Here is a 22,155-nt window from a genome sequence, read left to right as displayed (position 1 = left end):
TACGTCATTGCTACGCGCCGATGGATGCGCGGCACGTCACCGTCAAGGAATATGCCCATGCGCCGTAAAACCTTATCGCTTCTTCTATTACCGCTGCTAAGCCCGATGCTGGCACAGGCTTCGACCCTGAGCGTATGCACCGAAGCCAGCCCCGATGGTTTTGACGTGGTGCAATACAATTCGCTGACCACGACCAGTGCCTCAGCCGATGTATTGATGAATCGCCTGGTCGACTTTGATGCCAGCAGCGGCAAAGTCGTCCCCAGCCTCGCGCAGAGCTGGACGGTCAGCGACGACGGCCTGAGCTACACATTCAAGCTGCGACCCAACGTCAGCTTCCATACCACAGACTACTTCAAGCCGAGCCGGGCCATGAATGCCGATGATGTGGTGTTCAGCTTCGAGCGCATGCTCGACCCCAAGCATCCCTGGCACGCCTTCGCCCAGAGCGGTTATCCACACGCCCAATCCATGCAGCTGCCGAGCCTGATCAAGCGCGTTGAAGCACCCGACGCCAGCACCGTGCGCTTCACCCTGACCCACCCGGATGCGACCTTCCTCGCCACATTAAGCATGGGCTTTGCATCTATTTATTCAGCTGAATATGCCGACCAGTTGCTCAAGGCAGGCAAGCAAAACAACCTCAATAGCCAGCCAATCGGCACTGGCCCCTTTATCTTCAAACGCTTTCAGCAAGATGCCGTGATCCGCTATAACGCCAACCCGGACTACTTCGCGGGCAAGCCAGCGGTCGACAAAATGGTTTTCGCCATCACCCCTGATGCCAACGTGCGCCTGCAAAAGCTGCGCAATAACGAGTGCCAGATCGCCCTGTCGCCAAAACCAGTGGATATCAGCGTCGCGGCCAAGGACCCGGCACTGAAAGTGGTGAAGACCAACGCCTTTATGACCGCCTTTGTCGGCATCAATACCCAGCACCCACCGCTGGATAAGCCGCAAGTACGCCAGGCCATAAACCTGGCATTCGATAAAGCGACCTATCTCAAGGCAGTATTTGAAGACAGCGCAGAGGCCGCCAACGGCGTGTATCCACCCAACACCTGGAGCTACGCCAAGGACTTGCCTGGTTATGCCTACGACCCGGAGCATGCCAAAGCCAAACTCAAGGAGGCAGGCCTTGCTGAGGGTTTCAAAACCACGATCTGGACTCGCCCAAGTGGCAGCCTGCTTAACCCAAACCCAAAATTGGGCGCACAGTTGCTCCAGGCTGACCTGGCCAAGATTGGCATCACCGCCGAAATCAGAGTGATTGAGTGGGGTGAGTTGATCCGCCGCGCCAAAGCGGGCGAGCATGATTTGCTGTTTATGGGCTGGGCGGGCGATAACGGTGACCCGGATAACTTCCTGACACCGCAATTCTCCTGCGCCTCGGTCGAGTCCGGGCTGAACTTTGCGCGCTACTGCGACCCGCAACTGGACAAACTGATTAGCCAAGGCAAGATGGTTAGCGACCAAGCAGCCCGCAGCGATATCTACAAAAAAGCCCAGGCCATCATTCAACAGCAGGCGTTGTGGGTCCCCCTGGCACACCCTACTGCCACTGCACTGACACGCAGCACGGTCAGCGGCTACAGCGTCAGCCCCTTTGGTCGCCAAGACTTCTCCAAAGTCAGTCTCGGCAAATAAAGGCCCACCCACCGAGAGACCTCGCGGCCTCTCGGTGGAACGGCTAGATCCAGCCGTGTTCCGCCATCGACAAGGGTTCGCCTTCGCCGACGATAAAGTGATCCAGCACGCGCACCTCGACCAGTTCCAGGGCTGCCTTCAAGCGTTGGGTCAGTACTTTATCAGCCTGGCTCGGCTCAGCGACGCCAGAAGGGTGGTTGTGTGCCAGGATCAGCGCCGCAGCGTTATGCGCCAAAGCGCGCTTGACCACTTGCCGTGGATAGACGCTGGCACTGTCGATTGACCCGCTAAACAACGACTCATAAGTAATGACCCGGTGCTTGGCATCCAGGAATAAGCAACCAAACACCTCATGCGGCTCATGACGCAACACTGCCTTTAGGTAATCACGCACCGCTTGCGGGCTTTGCAATGCGTCGTTGCGCTGGATTTGTTCAGCCAGATGCCGACGCCCCATTTCCAGCACAGCCTGCAATTGCGCGAACTTGGCCGGGCCCAGCCCCAGGCTCTGGCAAAAGGTCGGAAGATCTGCCTGCAACAAGCAGCGCAAAGTACCGAACTGAGCCAATAAATGGCGCGCCAGATCCACCGCGCTGCGCCCTGCAACCCCTGTTCTGAGAAAAATCGCCAGCAACTCGGCATCGGTCAAGGACGCCGCGCCATGGGCCAAGAGCTTTTCCCGCGGACGTTCTGCCGCAGGCCAGTCGCGAATGCTCATACAAAACCTCCATGTGATGGGCCAAGCCCCTGCAAGCCAGGCCAAGAGGGCCAGTCTCTGCCAAGGCCGCTGTTCCGTTGCAGCCTCTGTGCTATCGTAGCCTTCCTTTTTTCGCGGTGATCGGCCTGGGGAGGCGTCATTACCGCGACGTACATTCACCTTGAGCAAGGCAGGCCTATGCAGCGTCTTTATCGGAAACGCATCATTCTCGGCGTGGGTGGCGGTATTGCAGCCTATAAAAGCGCAGAACTGGTACGCCGACTGAAAGATCAAGGCGCCGACGTACGTGTCGTCATGACCCACGGTGGCCGTGAATTCATCACCCCGCTGACCCTGCAGGCTTTGTCCGGCAATCCCGTACACCAAGAACTGCTCGACCCGGCAGCCGAAGCTGCAATGGGGCACATCGAGCTCGCGCGCTGGGCCGACCTGGTGTTGATAGCCCCGGCCACCGCCGACCTGATGGCGCGCCTTGCCCAGGGCGTTGCCAACGACCTGCTGACAACGCTTGTACTCGCCACCGACGCCCCTGTCGCCCTGGCCCCGGCCATGAACCAGGCCATGTGGCGTGATCCGGCGACCCAGGCCAATACGCAGATTCTCAGCCAACGCGGCCTGCATATATTCGGCCCTGCCTCCGGCAGCCAGGCCTGTGGCGACGTTGGCCTGGGGCGCATGCTTGAAGCTGACGACCTCGCGCAACTGGCGGCTGACTGCTTTGAGCGCAAAAGCCTTAGCGGCGTCCATGTATTGATTACTGCAGGCCCGACCCAGGAAAACATCGACCCGGTGCGCTATATCACCAACCATAGCTCGGGAAAGATGGGGTTTGCACTGGCCGAAGCTGCCGCAGAGGCCGGAGCCAAAGTCACCCTGATCAGCGGCCCGGTGCACCTGCCGACGCCAGAGCGGGTTACCCGCATTGATGTGGTCAGCGCCCGTGACATGCTCGCCGCCTGTGAAGCAGCCATGCCCTGCGACCTATTGATTGCCGCAGCCGCAGTCGCTGACTACCGCCCGGAAGTGGTCGCACAGCACAAACTCAAAAAAGACCCAACCAGCGGCGAAGGCATGCTCCTGCAAATGGTGCGCAACCCGGATATTCTGGCCACGCTGGCCACCCGTGAAGACCGGCCATTCAGTGTCGGCTTCGCCGCAGAAACCGAAAACCTGCTGGAATACGCTTCGCGCAAGCTCAAGGATAAAAATCTCGACCTTATTGTTGCCAACGATGTGGCCAACCCCAGCATCGGTTTCAATAGTGAAGAGAATGCAATCACCATCATTGATCGCCAATTGCAGCAAAGCAGCTTCGCCCAGACCAGCAAGGGTAAGATTGCCCGCCAATTGGTCGACTTCATTGCTGAACGCATGAACCGCACCTGAACTTTATTGATGGATACCAGAACCTGATATGCACGCCTTACAAGCCAAGATCCTCGACCCACGCCTGGGCAACGAATTTCCATTGCCGCAATACGCCACACCCGGCTCAGCCGGCCTCGACCTGCGCGCGATGCTCAAGCAAGAGCTGACCCTCGAACCCGGCCAAACCGTCCTGATCCCAACGGGCTTGTCGATCTACATTGGCGACCCAGGCCTTGCCGCAATGATTTTGCCGCGCTCGGGACTTGGTCACAAACACGGCATCGTCCTCGGCAATCTCGTGGGCCTGATCGACTCGGATTACCAGGGCGAGCTGATGGTTTCATGCTGGAACCGTGGTCAAAGCCCCTTCACCATCACCATCGGCGAGCGCATTGCACAACTGGTTCTGGTCCCCGTTGTACAAGCCCATTTCGAGCTGGTTGAAGCCTTTGACGAAAGCCAGCGCGGAGCTGGCGGCTTCGGTCACTCAGGAACCAACTAAGCTGCATAACTGCAGCTTTTTTGCACTACCTTGAACGCACCAGCGTAGTTCTGTAACGCTGCAAGACGCTAATACTAAGAAAAATGGGTCAGGGAGATGTTCGATGAAGTTGTTCAAACGCGCCGCCAAGGACGAACTGTCCAACGAAATGATCAAGCAGGCGGCGGCCAAGGCATCGAGCAATAAGCAAAATGCACTTGAGGCGCTCAAGCCCGGCTTGCTTGCCGCCATCATCGGCCTGGCTCTTGCCGGCTGCGTGCTGTGGTTCGGCATGCTCGACAGTGCTCAGCAACAGCAGCATCAAGCCCTGAGCAGGGCCTGGGGCGAAAGCCAGGCGACGGCGCTGCAACAGGCTTTGAAACAGCTCGCCGCCGACACCCAGGCAGCGGCGCAGAATCCACAATTGATCGAAGCCCTGCAAAGCGCTGACATTTCCCAGATTAGAGCAGCCGAACGCTCGCTGAAATACTGGAACGGCGTGGTGGATGCGCAACTCAACCTGCGCGGCCAGGCCGTGCAGGACATGGGCCGCACAGCGCCGATGAACTTTGCCGCACTGGATTTGCTGCGCCGTGTCGAGAATGGCCAGACACCGGCAGTCGAAGCCTACAGGGTTGGCCAGCAATGGCTGGTCTACAGCGTGGCGCCGCTGCGCCTGAGCAAGGACCAGCCGCTGCAAGGCACGCTGCTGCTGGCGTTTGACCTCAATCGCTTGCTTGCCAGCCTGCCGCCGCTTCCGGCACAGGTCGGTGCAATCGAACTCAGCCAGCAGTTCGGCACCGCTGCCGCCCAGGTCCTGGCTCGGCACGGCTCGGCCCAGGGTAAAGCGCAACAATTCGACAGCGGCAATCCAAACTGGAAACTTAGCTTTATCCCCGGCCCTGCACTGAATGGCTCTGCCTTCTCGCCATTGCTGCTGGCGCTGGCCGGGCTCCTGGCATTGCTGGGAGCGGCGCTTGGCTTTTATCTGGTGCATCGCAGCTTTAACAACCATCTTGAGGGCGACATCGACCAGTTGGAGCAATTGGTCAAAGAACTCTCGGCAGGGAAAAGCGTCAAAGCCTTTAGCCTGAGCCTGCCTGCATTGAATAATCTGGCGAAAACATTGGCCAGAATGCCACGCCGGGCTGACAACACCGCCCCAGGAAAAGCACAGGTCGCGGCCCCCGGCAAGCCTGAAACAACGGCAACCACTGCAGCAGAGAAACCGGTAATTTTTGCAGACCCACTATTTCAAGATACCGATATTCTCGATATCGACATTCTCGATGAAGACCAGGATCTCCTGGGATTGGAGCAGCCACCCGTTATGAGTAATTCGCAAGTCGCACCAAAACTTCCTGCTGATATTTTCCGCGCCTACGACATCCGTGGTGTTGTCGGCCGCACCCTTACCGCTGAAACCGCCTATTGGGTGGGGCGCGCTGTCGGCTCCGAGAGCCTGGCCAAGGGTGAACCGGATGTCGCAGTTGGCCGCGATGGCCGCTTGTCCGGCCCAGAGCTGGTTGAGCAGTTGATTCAAGGCTTGGTCGACAGCGGCTGCACCGTCAGTGACGTCGGCATGGTGCCCACTCCAGTGGTGTATTACGCCGCCAATATTCTCAGCGGCAAATCCGCGGTGATGCTAACCGGTAGCCACAACCCGCCAGATTACAACGGCTTCAAGATTGTGATCGCCGGCGATACCCTGGCCAACGAGCAGATCCTGGCACTGAAAACCCGCATCGACACCAACAACCTCAGCAGCGGCATCGGCAGCGTCGAGCAGGTTGACGTGCTGGATCGCTACTTCAAGCAGATTCGCGACGACATCGCCCTGGCCAAGCCACTGAAAGTGGTGGTTGACTGCGGTAACGGCGCTGCCGGAGTCATCGCCCCGCAACTGATCGAAGCCCTGGGCTGCACGGTTATCCCGCTGTTCTGTGATGTCGACGGCACCTTCCCCAACCACCACCCGGATCCGGGCAAGCCCGAGAACCTGGTCGACCTGATCGCCAAGGTTAAATCCGAGAAAGCCGACCTTGGCCTGGCATTTGACGGTGATGGCGACCGCGTTGGCGTCGTGACCAATGCCGGCACCATGGTCTACCCGGATCGCCTGCTGATGCTGTTTGCCAAGGACGTTGTCTCGCGCAATCCGGGCGCCGATATCATCTTCGACGTTAAATGCACCCGACGCTTGACCCCACTGATCAGCGGCTACGGCGGCCGCCCCGTAATGTGGAAAACCGGTCACTCGCTGATCAAGAAGAAAATGAAAGAAACCGGCGCCCTGCTGGCGGGTGAAATGAGCGGGCACATCTTCTTCAAGGAGCGCTGGTTCGGGTTCGACGACGGCATCTACAGCGCCGCACGTCTGCTGGAAATCCTCAGCCAGGACAAACGTGACGCCGAACATGTGTTCTCTGCGTTCCCAAGCGACGTCTCAACACCGGAAATCAACATCCAGGTCACCGAAGAGAGCAAGTTCCAGATCATTGACCGCCTGCAACGCGAAGGCGCCTGGGGCGATGCCAATATCACCACGCTCGACGGTGTCCGCGTTGATTATCCAAAGGGCTGGGGCCTGGTGCGTGCATCCAACACCACACCGGTTCTGGTGCTGCGCTTCGAAGCCGAAACAGAAGCCGAGCTGGAACGCATCAAAGTGATTTTCCGCGAGCAAATGACGGCACTCGCACCCGACATCAAACTACCGTTTTAACGCTATGGAGTCCCGCATGACCTTTGAGCGTGATGCCGCTACCCAAGTGGCTAAAGTTCTTTCTGAAGCACTGCCGTACATTCGCCGCTTTGTCGGCAAGACCCTGGTCGTGAAATATGGCGGCAACGCCATGGAAAGCGACGAGTTGAAAACCAACTTCGCCCGCGACATCGTGCTGATGAAGGCCGTGGGTATCAACCCGGTGGTGGTGCATGGCGGTGGCCCACAGATTGGCGACCTGCTCAAGCGCCTGTCGATTGAAAGCCACTTCGTCGATGGCATGCGGGTAACCGACGCACAGACCATGGACGTGGTTGAAATGGTGCTCGGCGGCCAGGTCAACAAGGACATCGTCAACCTGATCAACCGCCACGGCGGTAGCGCTATTGGCCTGACCGGCAAGGATGCTGAGCTGATCCGCGCGAAAAAGCTCACCGTTGAGCGTAAAACACCGGAAATGACCAAGCCTGAAATCATTGATATCGGCCATGTTGGCGAAGTCACCGGGATCAACACAGACCTGTTGAACATGCTGGTCAAGGGTGACTTTATCCCAGTGATTGCCCCCATTGGCGTGGGTGCCGATGGCGAGTCGTACAACATCAACGCCGACCTGGTCGCGGGCAAAGTTGCCGAAGCACTGAAGGCCGAGAAGCTGATGCTGCTGACCAATATCGCCGGCTTGATGAACAAGCAGGGCGAGGTACTCACCGGCCTTACCACTGAGCAGGTCGATGATCTGATTGCCGATGGCACTATCTATGGCGGCATGCTGCCGAAGATCCGCTGCGCCCTTGAAGCCGTGCAAGGTGGCGTGACCAGCGCGCACATCATCGATGGCCGGGTCCCCAATGCGGTGCTGTTGGAAATATTCACCGACAGCGGCGTCGGCACCCAGATCTGCAACCGCAAGCGCCACTGATGACAGGCCGGCAGATCAACACGGACAATGCTGATCTGCCGCGCAACTGACATTTAATGGCGACAAAGGACGTTTTTTGCCAGATCGGGTGATCTGTAGGCGGATAAAAACATCATCCACCCAGACGCGCCCCTTTTAGCGCGACATGATCTCTGCAAAGCGTGCACGGTCGGCATTGAAGCTGGCTTCCGACTCCTTGCGCACCGCTTCGTAACGCTTGATATCGTCAATCAGGCGCTTCTGCTCGACCTTCTGGTTATTGATCTGCACCAGCAGGCTCTCGGGGACATCGCGCCCGCTGCGCTCGAAATCTGCGGCCTGCGCTTGATAGTTGGCCTGTTGTGTACGCACCGATTGCAGGTTGCTACGCGCCACGCTAATGACACCGTCAAGCTCAGCCAGCTTGCGATCACGGGCCCGGTCGATATCTTCAGGCGAACTGTAGAGCCGCTTGAGTTGGGCGTCTGAGCTGGCCCGGGCCTTTTCCTTGAGCAGGCGCTGGCGCTCTTCAAGCGTTGGCGCAGGCGCAATCACCTGCACCACCCGGCCCTGGTCATTGAGAATGTCATACCCTTTGCTAATGAACTCCGGCGGCACGCCCTGGCGGCTAATCACGATGCCACCTTTGCTGTCGGTGTAGCGATACAGTAAGTCGCCTGCATTGGCCGTAACCGAGAGCAGTAAGCATAGGGATAGCAAACAGCAACGCAAAACCGGTTTCAGCACAATAAGTCCTTAACTATGGGTATCAAATTCCGTACTGAGCACGGTAGGCCTCTACCGCGGGCAGATGCTGTTTAAGTTCAGCATCTTCTGCCAGATACTCAAGTACCTGCTCGAGCGAGACGATGCTCACAACCGGTATCGTAAAGTCTCGTTCAACTTCTTGAATAGCCGAAAGCTCGCCTTGACCACGCTCCTGGCGATTCAATGCAATCAATACGCCAGCACAGCCCGCATTCTGCGATTTAATGATTTGCATGACTTCACGGATCGCCGTACCCGCCGTAATCACATCGTCGATAATCAGTGCCTTGCCGGCCAGCGACGCCCCAACCAGGGTTCCTCCTTCACCATGATCCTTGGCTTCCTTGCGGTTGAAACACCAGGGCACATCACGCTGATGATGCTCAGCCAAAGCGACGGCAGTGGTGGCTGCCAATGGAATTCCCTTGTAGGCCGGGCCAAATAACACATCGAAATCGATACCACTTTCAACCACGGCTGCGGCATAAAAGCGCCCCAGTTGAGCCAGCGCCAAACCACTGTCAAACAAGCCCGCGTTGAAGAAATAGGGGCTGGTACGCCCGGACTTGAGGGTGAACGAACCAAAGCGCAAGACTCCACGCTCGATGGCAAAACGAATGAAATCACGCTGATAGGCTTGCATCAATTGTCCCAAAATACACAGATGAGGCTAGTAATTTAGCTAAAAATGGCGACCTCGGGTATCATACACCCACGTGTTTTTGGGGGCCATTTATGCGGATCATCAGTGTGAACGTGAATGGTATTCATGCTGCAGTCGAGCGCGGTTTGCTCAGTTGGCTGCAAGCACAGAATGCCGACGTGATTTGCCTGCAGGACACCCGAGCCTCCGCCTTTGAGCTGGACGACCAAGCCTTCCAACTGGATGGCTATTTCCTCTATGCCTGTGATGCAGAAGTACCAGACCAAGGTGGTGTGGCACTGTATTCGCGATTACAACCCAAGGCGGTGATTAGCGGTTTAGGCTTTGAAGCAGCCGATCGTTATGGGCGCTACCTGCAAGCGGATTTCGACAAGGTAAGTATTGCCACCTTGCTGTTGCCATCGGGGCTCAGTGGGGACGAGAGCTTGAACCAGAAGTTCAAGTTCATGGATGAATTTACCAGTTACTTGGACAAGCAGCGTCGCAAGCGTCGCGAGTACATTTATTGTGGCTCGCTGTATGTGGCGCACCAGAAGCTCGACGCCAAAAACTGGCGCGACTGCCAGCAGTCGCCCGGATTCATGGCGCCTGAGCGAGCGTGGATGGACGAAATCACCAATACCATGGGCTACGTCGATGCCCTGCGTGAAGTGAGCCGTGAAGGCGAGCAATTCAGTTGGTGGCCAGATAGTGAGCAAGCTGAAATGCTTAACCTGGGTTATCGTTTCGACTATCAACTGCTCACCTCGGGTATGCGTCGCACCGTGCGCAGTGCACGCCTGCCACGTCAGCCGCGCTTCTCGCAGCACGCACCACTGATGGTTGATTACGACTGGATTCTCAGCGTGTAAAACCAGCAGCTACAAAAAAACCGGCTCAATGCCGGTTTTTTTGTGCCTCAATCCTGCCTATTTGACGATGCGCCAGCAGAATGGGTAGCGGTATGACTGGCCTTCGTTGGCCTTGATCCCGGCAATTATCGCCAGCACAACAGCAACAACGGTCACCAGCGTGGTCAGCACAAAGCCAATCACCACCAGCATCAACAACACGCTGATCATACAGGCGATGGTAATGCTGATCTGAAAATTCAGCGCCTCTTTACCCTGCTCATCAACAAAAGGATCGAGATCCTTCTTGATCTGCCAGACCACCAAGGGACCAACCAGATTGCCGAACGGGAAAATAAAGCCAAGAAAGGCAGCGAAGTGACAAAACATCGCCCACTGACGCGCTTCCTGGGTTGGAGTCGGTATTGGAGCCTGCTCTTCCATCATTGCCTCTGCTCGAGTTAGTCAGCCAACGCCGCTTGCTGGATGGCAAACAGCTCGTCCATGCCTTTTTGCGCCAGGGCGAGCATGGCATTGAGTTGCTCTGGCTGGAAAGGAGCGCCTTCAGCGGTGCCCTGCACCTCAATAAAACCGCCAGCGTTGGTCATTACCACGTTCAGGTCGGTCTCGGCAGCGGAATCTTCCGGGTAATCGAGGTCAAGCACTGGCTCGCCCTGATACATGCCTACCGAGACCGCAGCAATCATCTGCTTGAGCGGATCGCCATTTTTCAGGCCGCCACGTTTCTTGATCATTTTAAGCGCATCAATCAAGGCAACCATGGAGCCGGTAATGGATGCAGTGCGGGTACCGCCATCGGCCTGGATCACGTCGCAATCGACGTACAGGGTGAACTCACCGAGCTTGGACATATCCAGGGCCGCGCGCAGTGAGCGACCGATAAGCCGCTGAATCTCCAGCGTGCGCCCGCCTTGCTTGCCACGACTGGCTTCGCGCTGGTTACGATCGCCCGTGGCGCGCGGCAGCATGCCGTACTCGGCAGTCAACCAGCCCTGGCCCTGGCCTTTGAGAAAGCGCGGTACGCCAGACTCGACGCTGACCGTGCAAATCACTTTGGTATCACCGAACTCAACCAGCACCGAACCCTCCGCATGCTTGGTGTAGTTACGGGTGATGCGGACTTCACGGAGTTGATCAGCGGCGCGGCCACTTGGACGTTTCATCAAGGAATTCCTGCTCTGAATTGAAATCTGGGCGTCATTATAGGGCGCCATACGCCAGGACGACATGACCAATTGGGCCGGGCCGACGCGCTGCGCTACAATCACCAGCCTCACACTGTCCCGTTTCGTCCCGATTGACTCCAGAGGTTCGCGCATGATCCACAGCATGACTGCCTTCGCCCGCACCGAACAGGTGACGGCCCACGGAACCCTTAGCTGGGAGCTGCGCTCGGTCAACCACCGTTATCTTGAACCCCACCTGCGACTGCCGGAAGCCTTTCGCGACCTGGAAGGTGCCGTGCGTGAAGCCCTGCGCCAAGGGCTGTCGCGCGGCAAGCTCGAATGCACACTGCGCTTTACCGAAGAAAGCACCGGCAAACCCCTGCAAGTCAATCGCGAACGTGCCTCGCAACTGGTAGCTGCCGCCGAGATTGTCGTCGGCCTGATCAAGCAGCCCGCGCCGCTCAATCCACTCGAAGTCCTTGGCTGGCCCGGGGTGCTGGTCGCCGACTCGGCAGATCCCCAAGCCCTCAACAAGGCAGCACTCGGCAGCTTCAAGCAGGCACTTGACGAGCTAAAGCAAGGCCGTGCCCGCGAAGGTATTGAGTTGGCAAAGCTGCTCAACGACCGACTGGACGGCATCACTGACGAAGTCAACGCACTGCGCGAGCTGGTTCCCCAGATGCTCAGCGCCCAGCGCCAGAAGATCCTCGAGCGCTGCAAGGAAATGCAAGCCGAACTGGACCCGCAACGCCTGGAACAGGAAATGGTCTTGCTTGCACAAAAAAGTGATGTAGCCGAAGAACTCGACCGGCTCAACACTCATGTCACCGAGGTTCGCCGGGTACTGAAAACCCCGGGAGCCGCTGGCCGCCGCCTTGATTTTTTGATGCAGGAACTCAATCGCGAAGCCAACACCCTGGGCTCCAAGGCGTTTGATGCGCGCAGCACCCAGGCTGCCGTCAATCTCAAGGTTTTAATCGAACAAATGCGCGAGCAGGTACAGAATATCGAGTGATGCTTTCAACCATCCAGCAATGCAGATGGTCCCCCAATTTGTGAGAGGCCCTAACCATATTCGACAAGACGCGGTTTGAAAATAATCGATTTCACGGCATTAATTGACGTGCAATTATAATTTTCCAAACCATAAGATGCCAATCGGTTTGATAAATGTCGAAATCACGTCGATAGATGACGTACATTTCATCTTTTTAAAATCAGGTTGAGACCCGCCATGTTGAATACTGAAGCCAGACAGCGGCTACAGAAAGTTCTGCCTTTGGATATGGTAGCCACCAAGTCATGGCTGGAGGCGCAAGGGCTTAACCTGCACTTTCTGGACAATGCGGTCCGAAACCGGACGTTGATCCCGCTAGTATCCGGTGTTTATGCAAGACAGGAAGCAAGGCTATCCTGGAAAAGTATTGCTGCCTCTTTGCAACGCATGTCCGAGGCACCTGTCCATATTGGGGGTTTAACCGCATTAGAGCTAGAAGGTCTTGGCCATTACCTGTCCAAAGGAAACAAGCCAAGCGTTCAGCTCTATTGTGATGTAGCGCTTCCTCGGTGGCTCGGCAGAATTGCCTCCCCAGCACAGTTCGAGTGGCATGGCACACGCCGTCTGTGGCCAGAGACACTGATGCAAGACGATAAGTATCTCCGGCAAGACAACTGGCAGGCATCATGCGATCCACTGCACTACTCCTGTCCAGAAAAAGCCATTCTTGAACTCTTGGCAGGGGTGCCAAACAGCATCAGTTTTGAACATGCTGACCAGCTTATGCAGGGATTGCACAACCTCTCGCCCCGCAAGCTGGACACCTTGCTGAGAGCCTGTTGCAGCATCAAAGCGAAACGGCTCTTTCTCTGGCTGGCAGAAAGACACCAACATGCCTGGCTCAAGCACCTCAGACCAGATCAATATGCCCTGGGAAATGGTAAGCGGCTGCTCGCAAAAGGGGGCAAGCTAGAGCCAACCTGGCAAATCACCGTACCGAAAGAGATGTAAATGGCATGGACAGACAAAGCCATTACTATCGGCAAGTCCAACTACTGCTGCAGCTTATTCCTTTCGTTGCCCAGCACGACTGTTTCGCCCTCAAGGGTGGAACAGCTATCAATCTGTTTGTCCGTGACTTTCCCCGGCTTTCGGTCGATATCGATCTGGTTTTCCTGCCCATGATGGAACGGCATGAGGCACTGCAGACCATAAAGGGTAATCTGAACTCACTGGCACTCAACATCAGGACAAATATCGACAATATGCGTGTTACCTGCTCGCTCAAGGATAAAGCGGATGCTCTGCGTCTGGTGGTAGAGCGGGGCGGCGCTCAAATCAAAATAGAACTCTCTCCTGTGCTGCGCGGTACGGTCTTCAAGCCTGAAGTGGTAGCGGTCAGTGAAGCCGTTGAAGATGAATTTGGTTTCGCCGAGATGGCAGTCGTGAGCTTCGCGGATTTGTATGCTGGCAAAATATGCGCCGCGCTGGATCGCCAACATCCGCGAGATCTTTTCGACGTCAAGCAACTACTCGATACCGAAGGACTCACAGCTGACCTTCGCAAAGCTATGCTGGTATACATTATCAGCCATCATCGACCTATTGCCGAACTGCTCAGGCCAAACCTCAAAGACATTACCGATATCTACGAAGGAGAATTTCGCAATATGGCCGATCAAGACATTCCCCAGGCTGACCTTGAAGCAACACGGGAACAACTGATAAGCCTCATCAATACCTCACTGACTCCCCAGGAGCGGGCATTTTTACTGTCATTCAAAAGTCGTACACCTGATTGGACTATCCAATGTCGACCAGTTGCCAGCCGTGCGCTGGAAACTGCAAAACCTGGCCCGCATGACACCAGAAAAACATGCCGCGGCTTACCTGAGGCTTAAAGAAACCCTGGCGATAGGATAATTCCCGGCTCACAAGCGCTGGGGAGCTGACCTTACCCAAGCGACCTGCGTTCAATGCCGTGGCCGGCAGCTGAGGAAAATCACGATTGCCGGATGCAGCCGCCGACAACATCCTTATAATGTGTCGCCATACGCTGCTACGCTTGGCAAACCGCTTTTTCAGGATGCAATCATGAGCCTTACCACCGGCACCCTCTATATCATTTCCGCCCCATCCGGCGCCGGCAAGACCAGCCTGGTCAAGGCGTTGATCGACAGCGAGGCGATGATTCGTGTCTCGGTCTCGCACACCACCCGTGCCATGCGCCCGGGCGAGACCGACGGGGTCAATTACCACTTTGTCGATCGCGAACAGTTTCACGGCATGCTCGAAAAGAGTGAGTTTCTTGAGCACGCTGAAGTCTTTGGCAATCTATATGGCACTTCGCAGACCTGGGTCGAGAAGACCCTGGCCGAAGGTTATGACCTGATTCTTGAAATCGACTGGCAAGGCGCCCAGCAAGTTCGCCGCCTGATGCCAAACTCACGCTCGATCTTCATTTTGCCGCCGACCCAGGAAGCCTTGCGCCATCGCCTGACCAATCGCGGCCAGGACAGCGGCGAAATCATCGAACAACGCATGCGTGAAGCCGTCAGCGAGATGAGCCATTATGTCGAATACGACTTCCTGATCATCAACGATGACTTCGCCCATGCACTGAGCGACCTGAAAGCGATTTTCCGCGCCAATCAGCTGCAACAGGACTCTCAACAACAGCGCCACGCCGGCCTGCTCAGCGAGCTGCTGGGATAAGCCGCACGGCGCCCCGACAAAACTAAAGCTTCCCTTAATGCTGGTGATTTTTTAGACTATTGAGTCCGCTCGCCCATTTGGGCCCAGCTTTACTTGCATTTGTTACGAGGAACACCATGGCCCGCGTTACCGTTGAAGATTGCCTGGACAACGTTGATAACCGCTTTGAGCTGGTCATGCTGGCCACCAAGCGTTCACGTCAACTCGCCACTGGCGGCAAAGAGCCAAAACTGGCCTGGGAAAACGACAAGCCAACCGTAGTTGCGCTGCGTGAAATTGCTGCTGGTCTGGTTGATTACGACGTTATCGCCCAAGACGAGATCGTCGAAGAAGAGCCGCTGTTTGCAGCCTTCGAGGACGAGGCTAACGAGTCTCAGTAAGCCTATGCCGGGTCGACGTCGCAAGGCGCAGGGTCACAACACTCAGCAGGAGAATTTCTTATGCCGAGTCTAGACGCCCTCGCCGATCGACTTTCGACCTACCTTGGCCACGAGCAGGTCAACCTGGTCCGCCGAGCCTACTACTACGCTGAACAAGCCCACGACGGCCAACGCCGCCGCAGTGGCGAAGCCTACGTCACGCACCCGCTGGCGGTGGCCTGCATCCTTGCCGAAATGCACATGGACCATCAAAGCCTGATGGCCGCAATGCTGCATGACGTAATCGAAGACACCGGTATCGCCAAGGAAGCCCTGCAAGCGCAGTTTGGCGAATCCGTGGCGGAACTGGTCGACGGGGTTAGCAAACTGACCCAGATGAACTTCGAGACCAAGGCCGAAGCCCAGGCTGAAAACTTCCAGAAGATGGCCATGGCCATGGCCCGCGATATTCGCGTGATCCTGGTCAAGCTCGCTGATCGCCTGCACAACATGCGCACGCTTGAAGTGCTGTCTGGCGAAAAACGCCGGCGCATTGCCAAGGAAACCCTGGAAATCTACGCCCCCATCGCCAACCGGCTTGGCATGCACAGCATGCGCGTGGAGTTTGAGGACCTTGGCTTTAAAGCCATGCACCCGATGCGTTCCGAGCTGATTCGCGCCTCGGTCAGGCGCGCGCGCGGCAACCGCAAAGAGATAGTCAACAAGATCGAAGAGTCACTGGTGCACTGCCTGGAGCGCGAAGGTCTCGAAGGCAATGTTTTGGGCCGCGAGAAGCACCTTTACGGTATTTACCAGAAGATGCGCGGCAAGCGCCGGGCCTTCAACGAAATCATGGACGTCTACGCCTTCCGTATCGTGGTGGATAAGGTCGACACCTGCTACCGCGTACTCGGCGCTGTGCATAACCTCTATAAGCCATTGCCCGGGCGCTTCAAGGATTACATCGCGATCCCCAAGGCCAACGGCTACCAGTCGCTGCACACCACCTTGTTCGGCATGCACGGCGTCCCCATCGAAATCCAGATTCGCACCCACGAAATGGAAGAGATGGCCAACAACGGTATTGCCGCCCACTGGCTGTATAAATCCAACGACGACGAACAACCCAAAGGCACCCATGCACGCGCCCGCCAGTGGGTCAAAGGCGTGCTGGAAATGCAGCAGCGTGCGGGTAACTCGCTGGAATTCATCGAGAGTGTGAAGATCGACCTGTTCCCGGACGAGGTCTATGTCTTCACCCCCAAGGGCCGCATCATGGAGTTGCCAAAAGGCTCCACGGCGGTCGACTTCGCCTATGCGGTGCATACCGACGTTGGCAACACCTGCATCGCCTGTCGTATAAACCGACGGCTGGCGCCATTGTCCCAGGCGCTTGAAAGCGGCTCGACGGTTGAGATCGTCAGCGCTCCAGGCGCCCGCCCGAATCCGGCGTGGCTCAATTTCGTGGTGACGGGCAAGGCCCGTACCCATATTCGCCACGCGCTCAAGCAGCAGCGCCGCTCCGAATCGATCAGCCTTGGCGAGCGCCTGCTCAACAAAGTGCTCGCCAGCTTCGAGTACAACCTTGAGAAAATCCCGGCCGAGCGCATCCAGCATGCACTCAATGAGTACAAGCTGGAAGTGATCGAGGATTTGCTTGAGGACATCGGCCTGGGCAATCGTATGGCCTACGTGGTCGCTCGCCGCCTGCTGGCCAGCGACGGCGAAGAACTGCCCAATACCGAAAGCCCCCTGGCGATCCGTGGCACCGAAGGCTTGGTACTCAGTTACGCCAAGTGCTGCACGCCAATTCCGGGCGACCCGATTGTCGGCCACCTGTCTGCCGGCAAAGGCATGGTTGTACACCTGGAAACCTGCCGCAATATCGGCGACGTGCGCAATAACCCGGAAAAATGCATTCAGCTGTCGTGGGCAAAAGATGTCACCGGCGAATTCAATGTTGAACTGCGAGTCGAACTTGAACACCAACGCGGCTTGATTGCCTTGCTGGCCAGCAGCGTCAACGGCGCTGACGGCAACATCGAAAAAATCAGCATGGACGAGCGCGACGGTCGCATTAGCGTGGTACAACTGGTGGTCAGCGTGCATGACCGCGTGCACCTGGCCCGCGTGATCAAGAAGCTGCGTGCCCTCAAAGGGGTCATGCGCATCACCCGCGTCAAGGCATAGACCCAGCCCGCCAGTAGCAGACGCCCATCTGTCTTCCATCAATCAGGAGCATTCCATGAGCAAAAGCGTAATCACCAGCGACAAAGCACCAGCAGCCATCGGCACTTACTCTCAAGCGATCAAAGCGGGCAACACCCTGTACATGTCCGGCCAGATTCCGCTCGACCCAAAAACCATGGAGTTGGTCGAGGGCTTCGAGGCTCAGACCGTCCAGGTGTTCGAGAACCTCAAATGCGTTGCTGAAGCTGCTGGCGGCACCTTCAAGGATATCGTCAAGCTCAATATCTTCCTCACCGACCTGTCGCACTTCGCCACAGTGAACGAAGTCATGGGCCGTTACTTCGAGCCGCCATACCCGGCGCGCGCGGCAATTGGCGTTGCGGCCCTGCCAAAAGGCGCGCAGGTGGAAATGGACGCGATCCTGGTTATCGAATAAACCATCGACAAGTCCAGACATTGCTCATGGTCAGCCATTGAACTGACCATGAGTTGCTTGCCCTGCCTACGAATCAGCCCTGATTCATTTGCTGCAAAATAGCCGCGTAGCCCTGTTGATAACTTGCGTACCTGGGCGTCCAGCCAAGCGCTTTAGCGCGCGCGTTACTGCAGCGCTTGCTCCCTGCACGACGCACCCTCGACTCTTCGGCCCAGTGACTGACGCCCAGTTGCTCACGCAGCCAGCCGACCACCTCATGCAGAGGCGCTGGCGCATCATCAACACCGATGTAGCAATCCTGTAGCGACACACCCTTGGCATCTGCTTGCAGCAAAAACGCAAGCAGACCGGCCGCATCATCGACATGAATGCGATTACCATATAGCGGCGGCTCGCTCGTTACCCGGTAGCCCTGTCGCACTTGATTGAGCAGCCACTCACGGCCAGGGCCATAAATCCCGGTCAGACGCACCAGGGTGGCGGCGATAGTCGAATCCAGCGCCAGTTGTTCGGCCTCGGCCATGACCTTGCCTGAGAAACCCGTCGCCTCGGTTGGCGAGTCCTCATCGACCCAACTGCCGTCCTGTTGGCCATAAACACCGCTACTCGATACGAACAGCAGTCGCCTGGGTATTTGCCGGCCTTGCTTCAACCAGGCCAACACATGGCGCAAACCATCAATATAGGCGGTGCGATAACCCGCTTCATCGTGCACAGTGGCTGCTGCGCAATAAACCAGATAATCAATCGGCCCTTGCGGCCAGTCAGCCGGGCACTGGGCAACACTCAAATCGCCTGCCACTGGCCTGATCGGCTCTGGCAGAGCCTGGATCGAGCGGCGCAAACCATAGGCTGTCCAACCCTCGGCTGCGAGTTGCAGGGCCAGGCGCGTTCCTACATCACCGCACCCGGCAATCAATACGCTTGGTAACGCCATCACATGATTCTCCAGTTTTTATTCGCGCCACAGTTTAGCGCTGTTGGTTCCAGACATTGCAAAGGCTATGCTAAGGCGCAACTTAATGGATAAACACTATGACCCTGACCGAACTGCGCTACATAGTCACCCTTGCCCATGAACAGCATTTCGGCCGCGCCGCTGAGCGTTGCCACGTTAGCCAGCCAACCCTGTCTGTCGGCGTGAAGAAGCTTGAAGATGAGCTTGGCGTGTTGATCTTCGAGCGCAGTAAAAGCGCAGTTCGCCTGACGCCCGTCGGCGAGGGCATTGTCACCCAGGCGCAAAAGGTGCTTGAACAGGCCCAAGGTATCCGCGAACTGGCCCAGGCAGGTAAGAACCAGTTGGCCGCGCCATTGAAAATTGGTGCCATTTATACAGTCGGCCCCTACCTGTTCCCGCACCTGATTCCACAGCTGCACCGCGTAGCGCCGCAAATGCCGCTGTATATCGAGGAAAACTTCACCCACGTACTGCGCGACAAGCTGCGCACCGGTGAGCTGGACGCAGTGATCATCGCCCTGCCGTTCCAGGAAGCCGATGTACTGACCTTGCCGCTCTACGATGAACCTTTCTATGCACTGCTGCCAGCTGGCCACCCATGGACCGAGCTTAAAAGCATCGACAGCAAGCTGCTCAATGACAAGAGCCTGCTGCTGCTTGGCGAAGGGCATTGCTTCCGTGATCAAGTGCTCGAGGCCTGTCCGGCACTGCGCAAGGGCGGGGACAACAATGCCAAGCACACCACGGTCGAGTCCAGCTCGCTGGAAACCATCCGCCACATGGTCGCTTCCGGCCTTGGTGTTTCGATACTGCCGCTCTCGGCGGTCAACAGCCACCACTACTCTCCGGGGGTGATTGAAGTACGACCGCTGTCGGCACCTGCGCCATTCCGTACCGTTGCCATTGCCTGGCGCGCCAGCTTCCCACGGCCCAAGGCGATTGAGATCCTGGCTGACTCCATTCGTCTGTGCTCGGTGGTCAAGCCACAGGCGTCAAACGAGTAAGGATTGGCATGTCGGAGTTAGCAGCGGTTTCAGTCACCGCGCTCAAGGGCGTTGGCGCAGCGTTGGCTGAAAAGCTGGCAAAAGTCGGACTGGAAACACTTCAGGACGTATTGTTCCACCTGCCGCTGCGGTATCAGGACCGAACCCGGATCGTGCCGATTGGCGCCTTGCGCCCCGGCCAGGACGCCGTTGTTGAAGGCGTGGTCGCTGGCGCTGATATCGTCATGGGTCGCCGCCGTAGCCTGTTGGTACGCCTGCAGGATGGCAGCGGCACCCTGAGCCTGCGCTTTTACCACTTCAGCCAGGCACAAAAGGAAGGCCTGAAACGCGGCACCCACGTGCGCTGCTACGGTGAAGTTCGTCCGGGATCCTCAGGGCTGGAAATCTACCACCCCGAATACCGCGCCACCTCCGGCACCGAACCTATTGCAGTCGAGCAGACCCTGACCCCCATCTACCCGACGACCGAGGGGCTGACCCAGCAACGCCTGCGCCAACTCAGTGAGCAGGCCCTTGCCCGCCTTGGACCGCACAGCCTGCCCGACTGGTTGCCGCCCGCGCTGGCTGATGAGTACAGGCTACAACCGCTGGACCAGGCGATTCGCTACTTGCACCGCCCGCCACCGGATGCAGATCTGGAAGAACTCGCTGAAGGCCGGCACTGGGCGCAGCACCGCCTGGCATTTGAAGAACTGCTGACCCACCAACTGTCGCTGCAACGGCTGCGTGAAAGCTTGCGCGCCCAGCAAGCACCTGAGTTGCCGGCGGCGACACGCCTGCCCGCACAGTTTCTCGATCATCTCGGTTTTCAGCCCACTGGTGCGCAGCGCCGTGTCGGCGCCGAGATTGCCTACGACCTGGCTCAACCCGAGCCCATGCTCCGCCTGGTCCAGGGCGACGTTGGCGCGGGTAAAACCGTGGTCGCCGCCTTTGCTGCGCTGCAGGCCCTGGAAGCAGGCTACCAAGTCGCGTTGATGGCGCCGACGGAAATTCTCGCGGAGCAGCATTTCATCAACTTCAGCAAATGGCTCGCACCACTTGGGCTCGACGTTGCCTGGCTGGCTGGCAAGCTCAAGGGTAAAACGCGAGCCGCAGCACTGGAGCAAATAGCCAACGGCGTGCCCATGGTCGTTGGCACCCATGCGCTGTTTCAGGATGAAGTAAAGTTCAAGCGCCTGGCCTTGGTGATTATCGACGAACAACACCGTTTTGGCGTGCAGCAGCGCTTGGCGCTGCGTCAAAAAGGGGTCGGTGGGCGCATGTGCCCGCACCAGTTGATCATGACCGCAACCCCTATCCCGCGCACGCTGGCAATGAGCGCCTACGCCGACCTGGACACATCCATCCTCGACGAGTTGCCACCGGGCAGAACACCGGTCAATACGGTGCTGGTGGCTGACAGCCGGCGCTTCGAAGTCGTTGACCGGGTTCGCTCAGCCTGCAATGAAGGCCGCCAGGCCTATTGGGTCTGCACCCTGATCGAGGAATCCGAGGAACTGACCTGCCAGGCTGCCGAAACCACCTTTGAAGACCTTAGCGCAGCGCTTGGCGGACTCAATGTTGGCTTGATCCACGGGCGCATGAAACCCGCAGAAAAAGCCGCTGTGATGGACAGCTTCAAACAGGGTCAATTGCAATTGCTGGTTGCAACCACGGTAATTGAGGTCGGTGTGGACGTGCCCAATGCCAGCTTGATGATCATCGAGAACCCCGAGCGACTTGGCCTCGCACAGCTGCACCAGCTACGCGGCCGGGTGGGTCGAGGTAGCGCAGCAAGCCACTGCGTACTGCTTTATCACCCGCCACTCTCGCAAATTGGCCGTGAACGCCTGGGTATTATGCGCGAGACGAGCGACGGCTTTATCATCGCCGAAAAAGACTTGGAACTACGTGGTCCGGGCGAAATGCTCGGCACGCGCCAAACCGGCTTGCTGCAGTTCAAAGTGGCGGACCTGATGCGAGATGCCGATCTGTTGCCTGCAGTCAGGGATGCCGCCCAGCATTTACTGCATGATTGGCCAAATCATGTCAGCCCGCTGCTTGAACGATGGCTACGTCACGGCCAACAATACGGTCAAGTTTGACGACCAGCGGTATCCCTTGCTGTAACACCGCCGATACAATGGGCGAAGATGCTTCCAGCCATACTGTGTTACAGCAGCCTTGGACCAGATTTGTTGTTTTTACTCGCGCATTAACGTCGGATT

21 protein-coding genes are annotated in these 22,155 nt (G+C 57.4%); 15 read left to right on the top strand and 6 right to left on the bottom strand.

Annotation, left to right across the window (positions count from 1 at the left end):
* The first annotated feature begins 57 nt into the window (after window positions 1-57).
* On the top strand, window positions 58-1,647 hold the full coding sequence (locus CHB79_RS12940; RefSeq protein ID WP_089360213.1) for an ABC transporter substrate-binding protein: 1,590 nt from the start codon (window positions 58-60) through the stop codon (window positions 1,645-1,647).
* Window positions 1,648-1,690: 43 nt separating this feature from the next.
* Here the strand turns inward: CHB79_RS12940 and radC are convergent, their stop codons facing one another.
* Complete coding sequence (radC, locus tag CHB79_RS12935; protein WP_089360212.1) at window positions 1,691-2,365, bottom strand: RadC family protein; 675 nt, start codon at window positions 2,363-2,365, stop codon at window positions 1,691-1,693.
* Between the two features lie 177 nt (window positions 2,366-2,542).
* On the opposite strand from radC, the gene coaBC reads away from it, so the two are divergent.
* The 4 genes from coaBC (at window position 2,543) to argB (ending at window position 7,861) form a co-directional block, all read left to right on the top strand.
* Complete coding sequence (gene coaBC / locus CHB79_RS12930) at window positions 2,543-3,751, top strand: bifunctional phosphopantothenoylcysteine decarboxylase/phosphopantothenate--cysteine ligase CoaBC (protein WP_089360211.1); 1,209 nt, start codon at window positions 2,543-2,545, stop codon at window positions 3,749-3,751.
* 28 nt (window positions 3,752-3,779) lie between these two features.
* Complete coding sequence (gene dut / locus CHB79_RS12925) at window positions 3,780-4,235, top strand: dUTP diphosphatase (protein WP_010489191.1); 456 nt, start codon at window positions 3,780-3,782, stop codon at window positions 4,233-4,235.
* A gap of 103 nt (window positions 4,236-4,338) precedes the next feature.
* Window positions 4,339-6,939 carry a phosphomannomutase/phosphoglucomutase gene (locus CHB79_RS22415; protein WP_089360210.1) on the top strand — a complete coding sequence of 867 codons (2,601 nt, stop codon included), beginning with the start codon at window positions 4,339-4,341 and terminating at the stop codon, window positions 6,937-6,939.
* A 16-nt stretch (window positions 6,940-6,955) separates the two neighbouring features.
* Window positions 6,956-7,861 carry an acetylglutamate kinase gene (gene argB, locus CHB79_RS12915; RefSeq protein ID WP_010489189.1) on the top strand — a complete coding sequence of 302 codons (906 nt, stop codon included), beginning with the start codon at window positions 6,956-6,958 and terminating at the stop codon, window positions 7,859-7,861.
* A gap of 135 nt (window positions 7,862-7,996) precedes the next feature.
* Here argB and CHB79_RS12910 read toward each other — a convergent pair whose 3' ends face one another.
* Together CHB79_RS12910 and pyrE are read right to left on the bottom strand one after the other, a co-directional pair.
* Window positions 7,997-8,587: a DUF4124 domain-containing protein gene (locus CHB79_RS12910; RefSeq protein ID WP_010489188.1), complete on the bottom strand. Its 591-nt coding sequence runs from the start codon at window positions 8,585-8,587 to the stop codon at window positions 7,997-7,999.
* Between the two features lie 22 nt (window positions 8,588-8,609).
* Complete coding sequence (pyrE, locus tag CHB79_RS12905; protein ID WP_089360209.1) at window positions 8,610-9,251, bottom strand: orotate phosphoribosyltransferase; 642 nt, start codon at window positions 9,249-9,251, stop codon at window positions 8,610-8,612.
* 92 nt (window positions 9,252-9,343) lie between these two features.
* Here pyrE and CHB79_RS12900 point away from each other — a divergent pair, with 92 nt between their 5' ends.
* The gene (locus CHB79_RS12900) at window positions 9,344-10,123 is read left to right on the top strand and encodes an exodeoxyribonuclease III (protein ID WP_010489186.1); all 780 of its coding nucleotides are present in this window, start codon (window positions 9,344-9,346) and stop codon (window positions 10,121-10,123) included.
* A gap of 57 nt (window positions 10,124-10,180) precedes the next feature.
* Here the strand turns inward: CHB79_RS12900 and CHB79_RS12895 are convergent, their stop codons facing one another.
* Both CHB79_RS12895 and rph read right to left on the bottom strand, forming a co-directional pair.
* A complete protein-coding gene (locus CHB79_RS12895; RefSeq protein ID WP_425439604.1) occupies window positions 10,181-10,546 on the bottom strand; it encodes a DUF4870 domain-containing protein in 366 nt (121 codons plus the stop codon).
* Between the two features lie 17 nt (window positions 10,547-10,563).
* The gene (gene rph / locus CHB79_RS12890; RefSeq protein WP_010489184.1) at window positions 10,564-11,286 is read right to left on the bottom strand and encodes a ribonuclease PH; all 723 of its coding nucleotides are present in this window, start codon (window positions 11,284-11,286) and stop codon (window positions 10,564-10,566) included.
* 154 nt (window positions 11,287-11,440) lie between these two features.
* Here rph and CHB79_RS12885 point away from each other — a divergent pair, with 154 nt between their 5' ends.
* The 7 genes from CHB79_RS12885 (at window position 11,441) to CHB79_RS12855 (ending at window position 17,986) form a co-directional block, all read left to right on the top strand.
* Window positions 11,441-12,304: a YicC/YloC family endoribonuclease gene (locus tag CHB79_RS12885; RefSeq protein ID WP_089360207.1), complete on the top strand. Its 864-nt coding sequence runs from the start codon at window positions 11,441-11,443 to the stop codon at window positions 12,302-12,304.
* A 219-nt stretch (window positions 12,305-12,523) separates the two neighbouring features.
* A complete protein-coding gene (locus CHB79_RS12880) occupies window positions 12,524-13,297 on the top strand; it encodes a type IV toxin-antitoxin system AbiEi family antitoxin (protein WP_089360206.1) in 774 nt (257 codons plus the stop codon).
* A gap of 5 nt (window positions 13,298-13,302) precedes the next feature.
* Window positions 13,303-14,187: a nucleotidyl transferase AbiEii/AbiGii toxin family protein gene (locus tag CHB79_RS12875; protein ID WP_245851466.1), complete on the top strand. Its 885-nt coding sequence runs from the start codon at window positions 13,303-13,305 to the stop codon at window positions 14,185-14,187.
* A gap of 193 nt (window positions 14,188-14,380) precedes the next feature.
* Window positions 14,381-15,001 carry a guanylate kinase gene (gene gmk, locus CHB79_RS12870; RefSeq protein ID WP_010489180.1) on the top strand — a complete coding sequence of 207 codons (621 nt, stop codon included), beginning with the start codon at window positions 14,381-14,383 and terminating at the stop codon, window positions 14,999-15,001.
* Window positions 15,002-15,117: 116 nt separating this feature from the next.
* Window positions 15,118-15,381, top strand: a complete 264-nt coding sequence (gene rpoZ, locus CHB79_RS12865; RefSeq protein WP_010489179.1) for a DNA-directed RNA polymerase subunit omega — start codon at window positions 15,118-15,120, stop codon at window positions 15,379-15,381.
* Window positions 15,382-15,441: 60 nt separating this feature from the next.
* The gene (gene spoT, locus CHB79_RS12860) at window positions 15,442-17,550 is read left to right on the top strand and encodes a bifunctional GTP diphosphokinase/guanosine-3',5'-bis pyrophosphate 3'-pyrophosphohydrolase (protein ID WP_089360205.1); all 2,109 of its coding nucleotides are present in this window, start codon (window positions 15,442-15,444) and stop codon (window positions 17,548-17,550) included.
* A gap of 55 nt (window positions 17,551-17,605) precedes the next feature.
* Window positions 17,606-17,986, top strand: a complete 381-nt coding sequence (locus CHB79_RS12855; protein WP_010489176.1) for a RidA family protein — start codon at window positions 17,606-17,608, stop codon at window positions 17,984-17,986.
* 73 nt (window positions 17,987-18,059) lie between these two features.
* On the opposite strand, the gene CHB79_RS12850 is transcribed toward CHB79_RS12855, so the two are convergent.
* On the bottom strand, window positions 18,060-18,923 hold the full coding sequence (locus CHB79_RS12850; RefSeq protein ID WP_089360204.1) for an SDR family oxidoreductase: 864 nt from the start codon (window positions 18,921-18,923) through the stop codon (window positions 18,060-18,062).
* Window positions 18,924-19,021: 98 nt separating this feature from the next.
* Between CHB79_RS12850 and CHB79_RS12845 the strand changes: the two genes are divergently transcribed.
* Both CHB79_RS12845 and recG read left to right on the top strand, forming a co-directional pair.
* Window positions 19,022-19,948, top strand: coding sequence for a hydrogen peroxide-inducible genes activator (locus CHB79_RS12845; RefSeq protein WP_089360203.1), 927 nt, complete (start codon window positions 19,022-19,024; stop codon window positions 19,946-19,948).
* A gap of 8 nt (window positions 19,949-19,956) precedes the next feature.
* Complete coding sequence (gene recG / locus CHB79_RS12840) at window positions 19,957-22,032, top strand: ATP-dependent DNA helicase RecG (protein ID WP_089360202.1); 2,076 nt, start codon at window positions 19,957-19,959, stop codon at window positions 22,030-22,032.
* Window positions 22,033-22,155: the final 123 nt, after the last annotated feature.

The organism is Pseudomonas segetis (assembly GCF_900188155.1).
Taxonomy (GTDB): Bacteria; Pseudomonadota; Gammaproteobacteria; order Pseudomonadales; family Pseudomonadaceae; genus Aquipseudomonas; species Aquipseudomonas segetis.
Note: the sequence above shows the minus strand (reverse complement) of the source record. Positions and strands in the feature narration are given on the sequence as shown.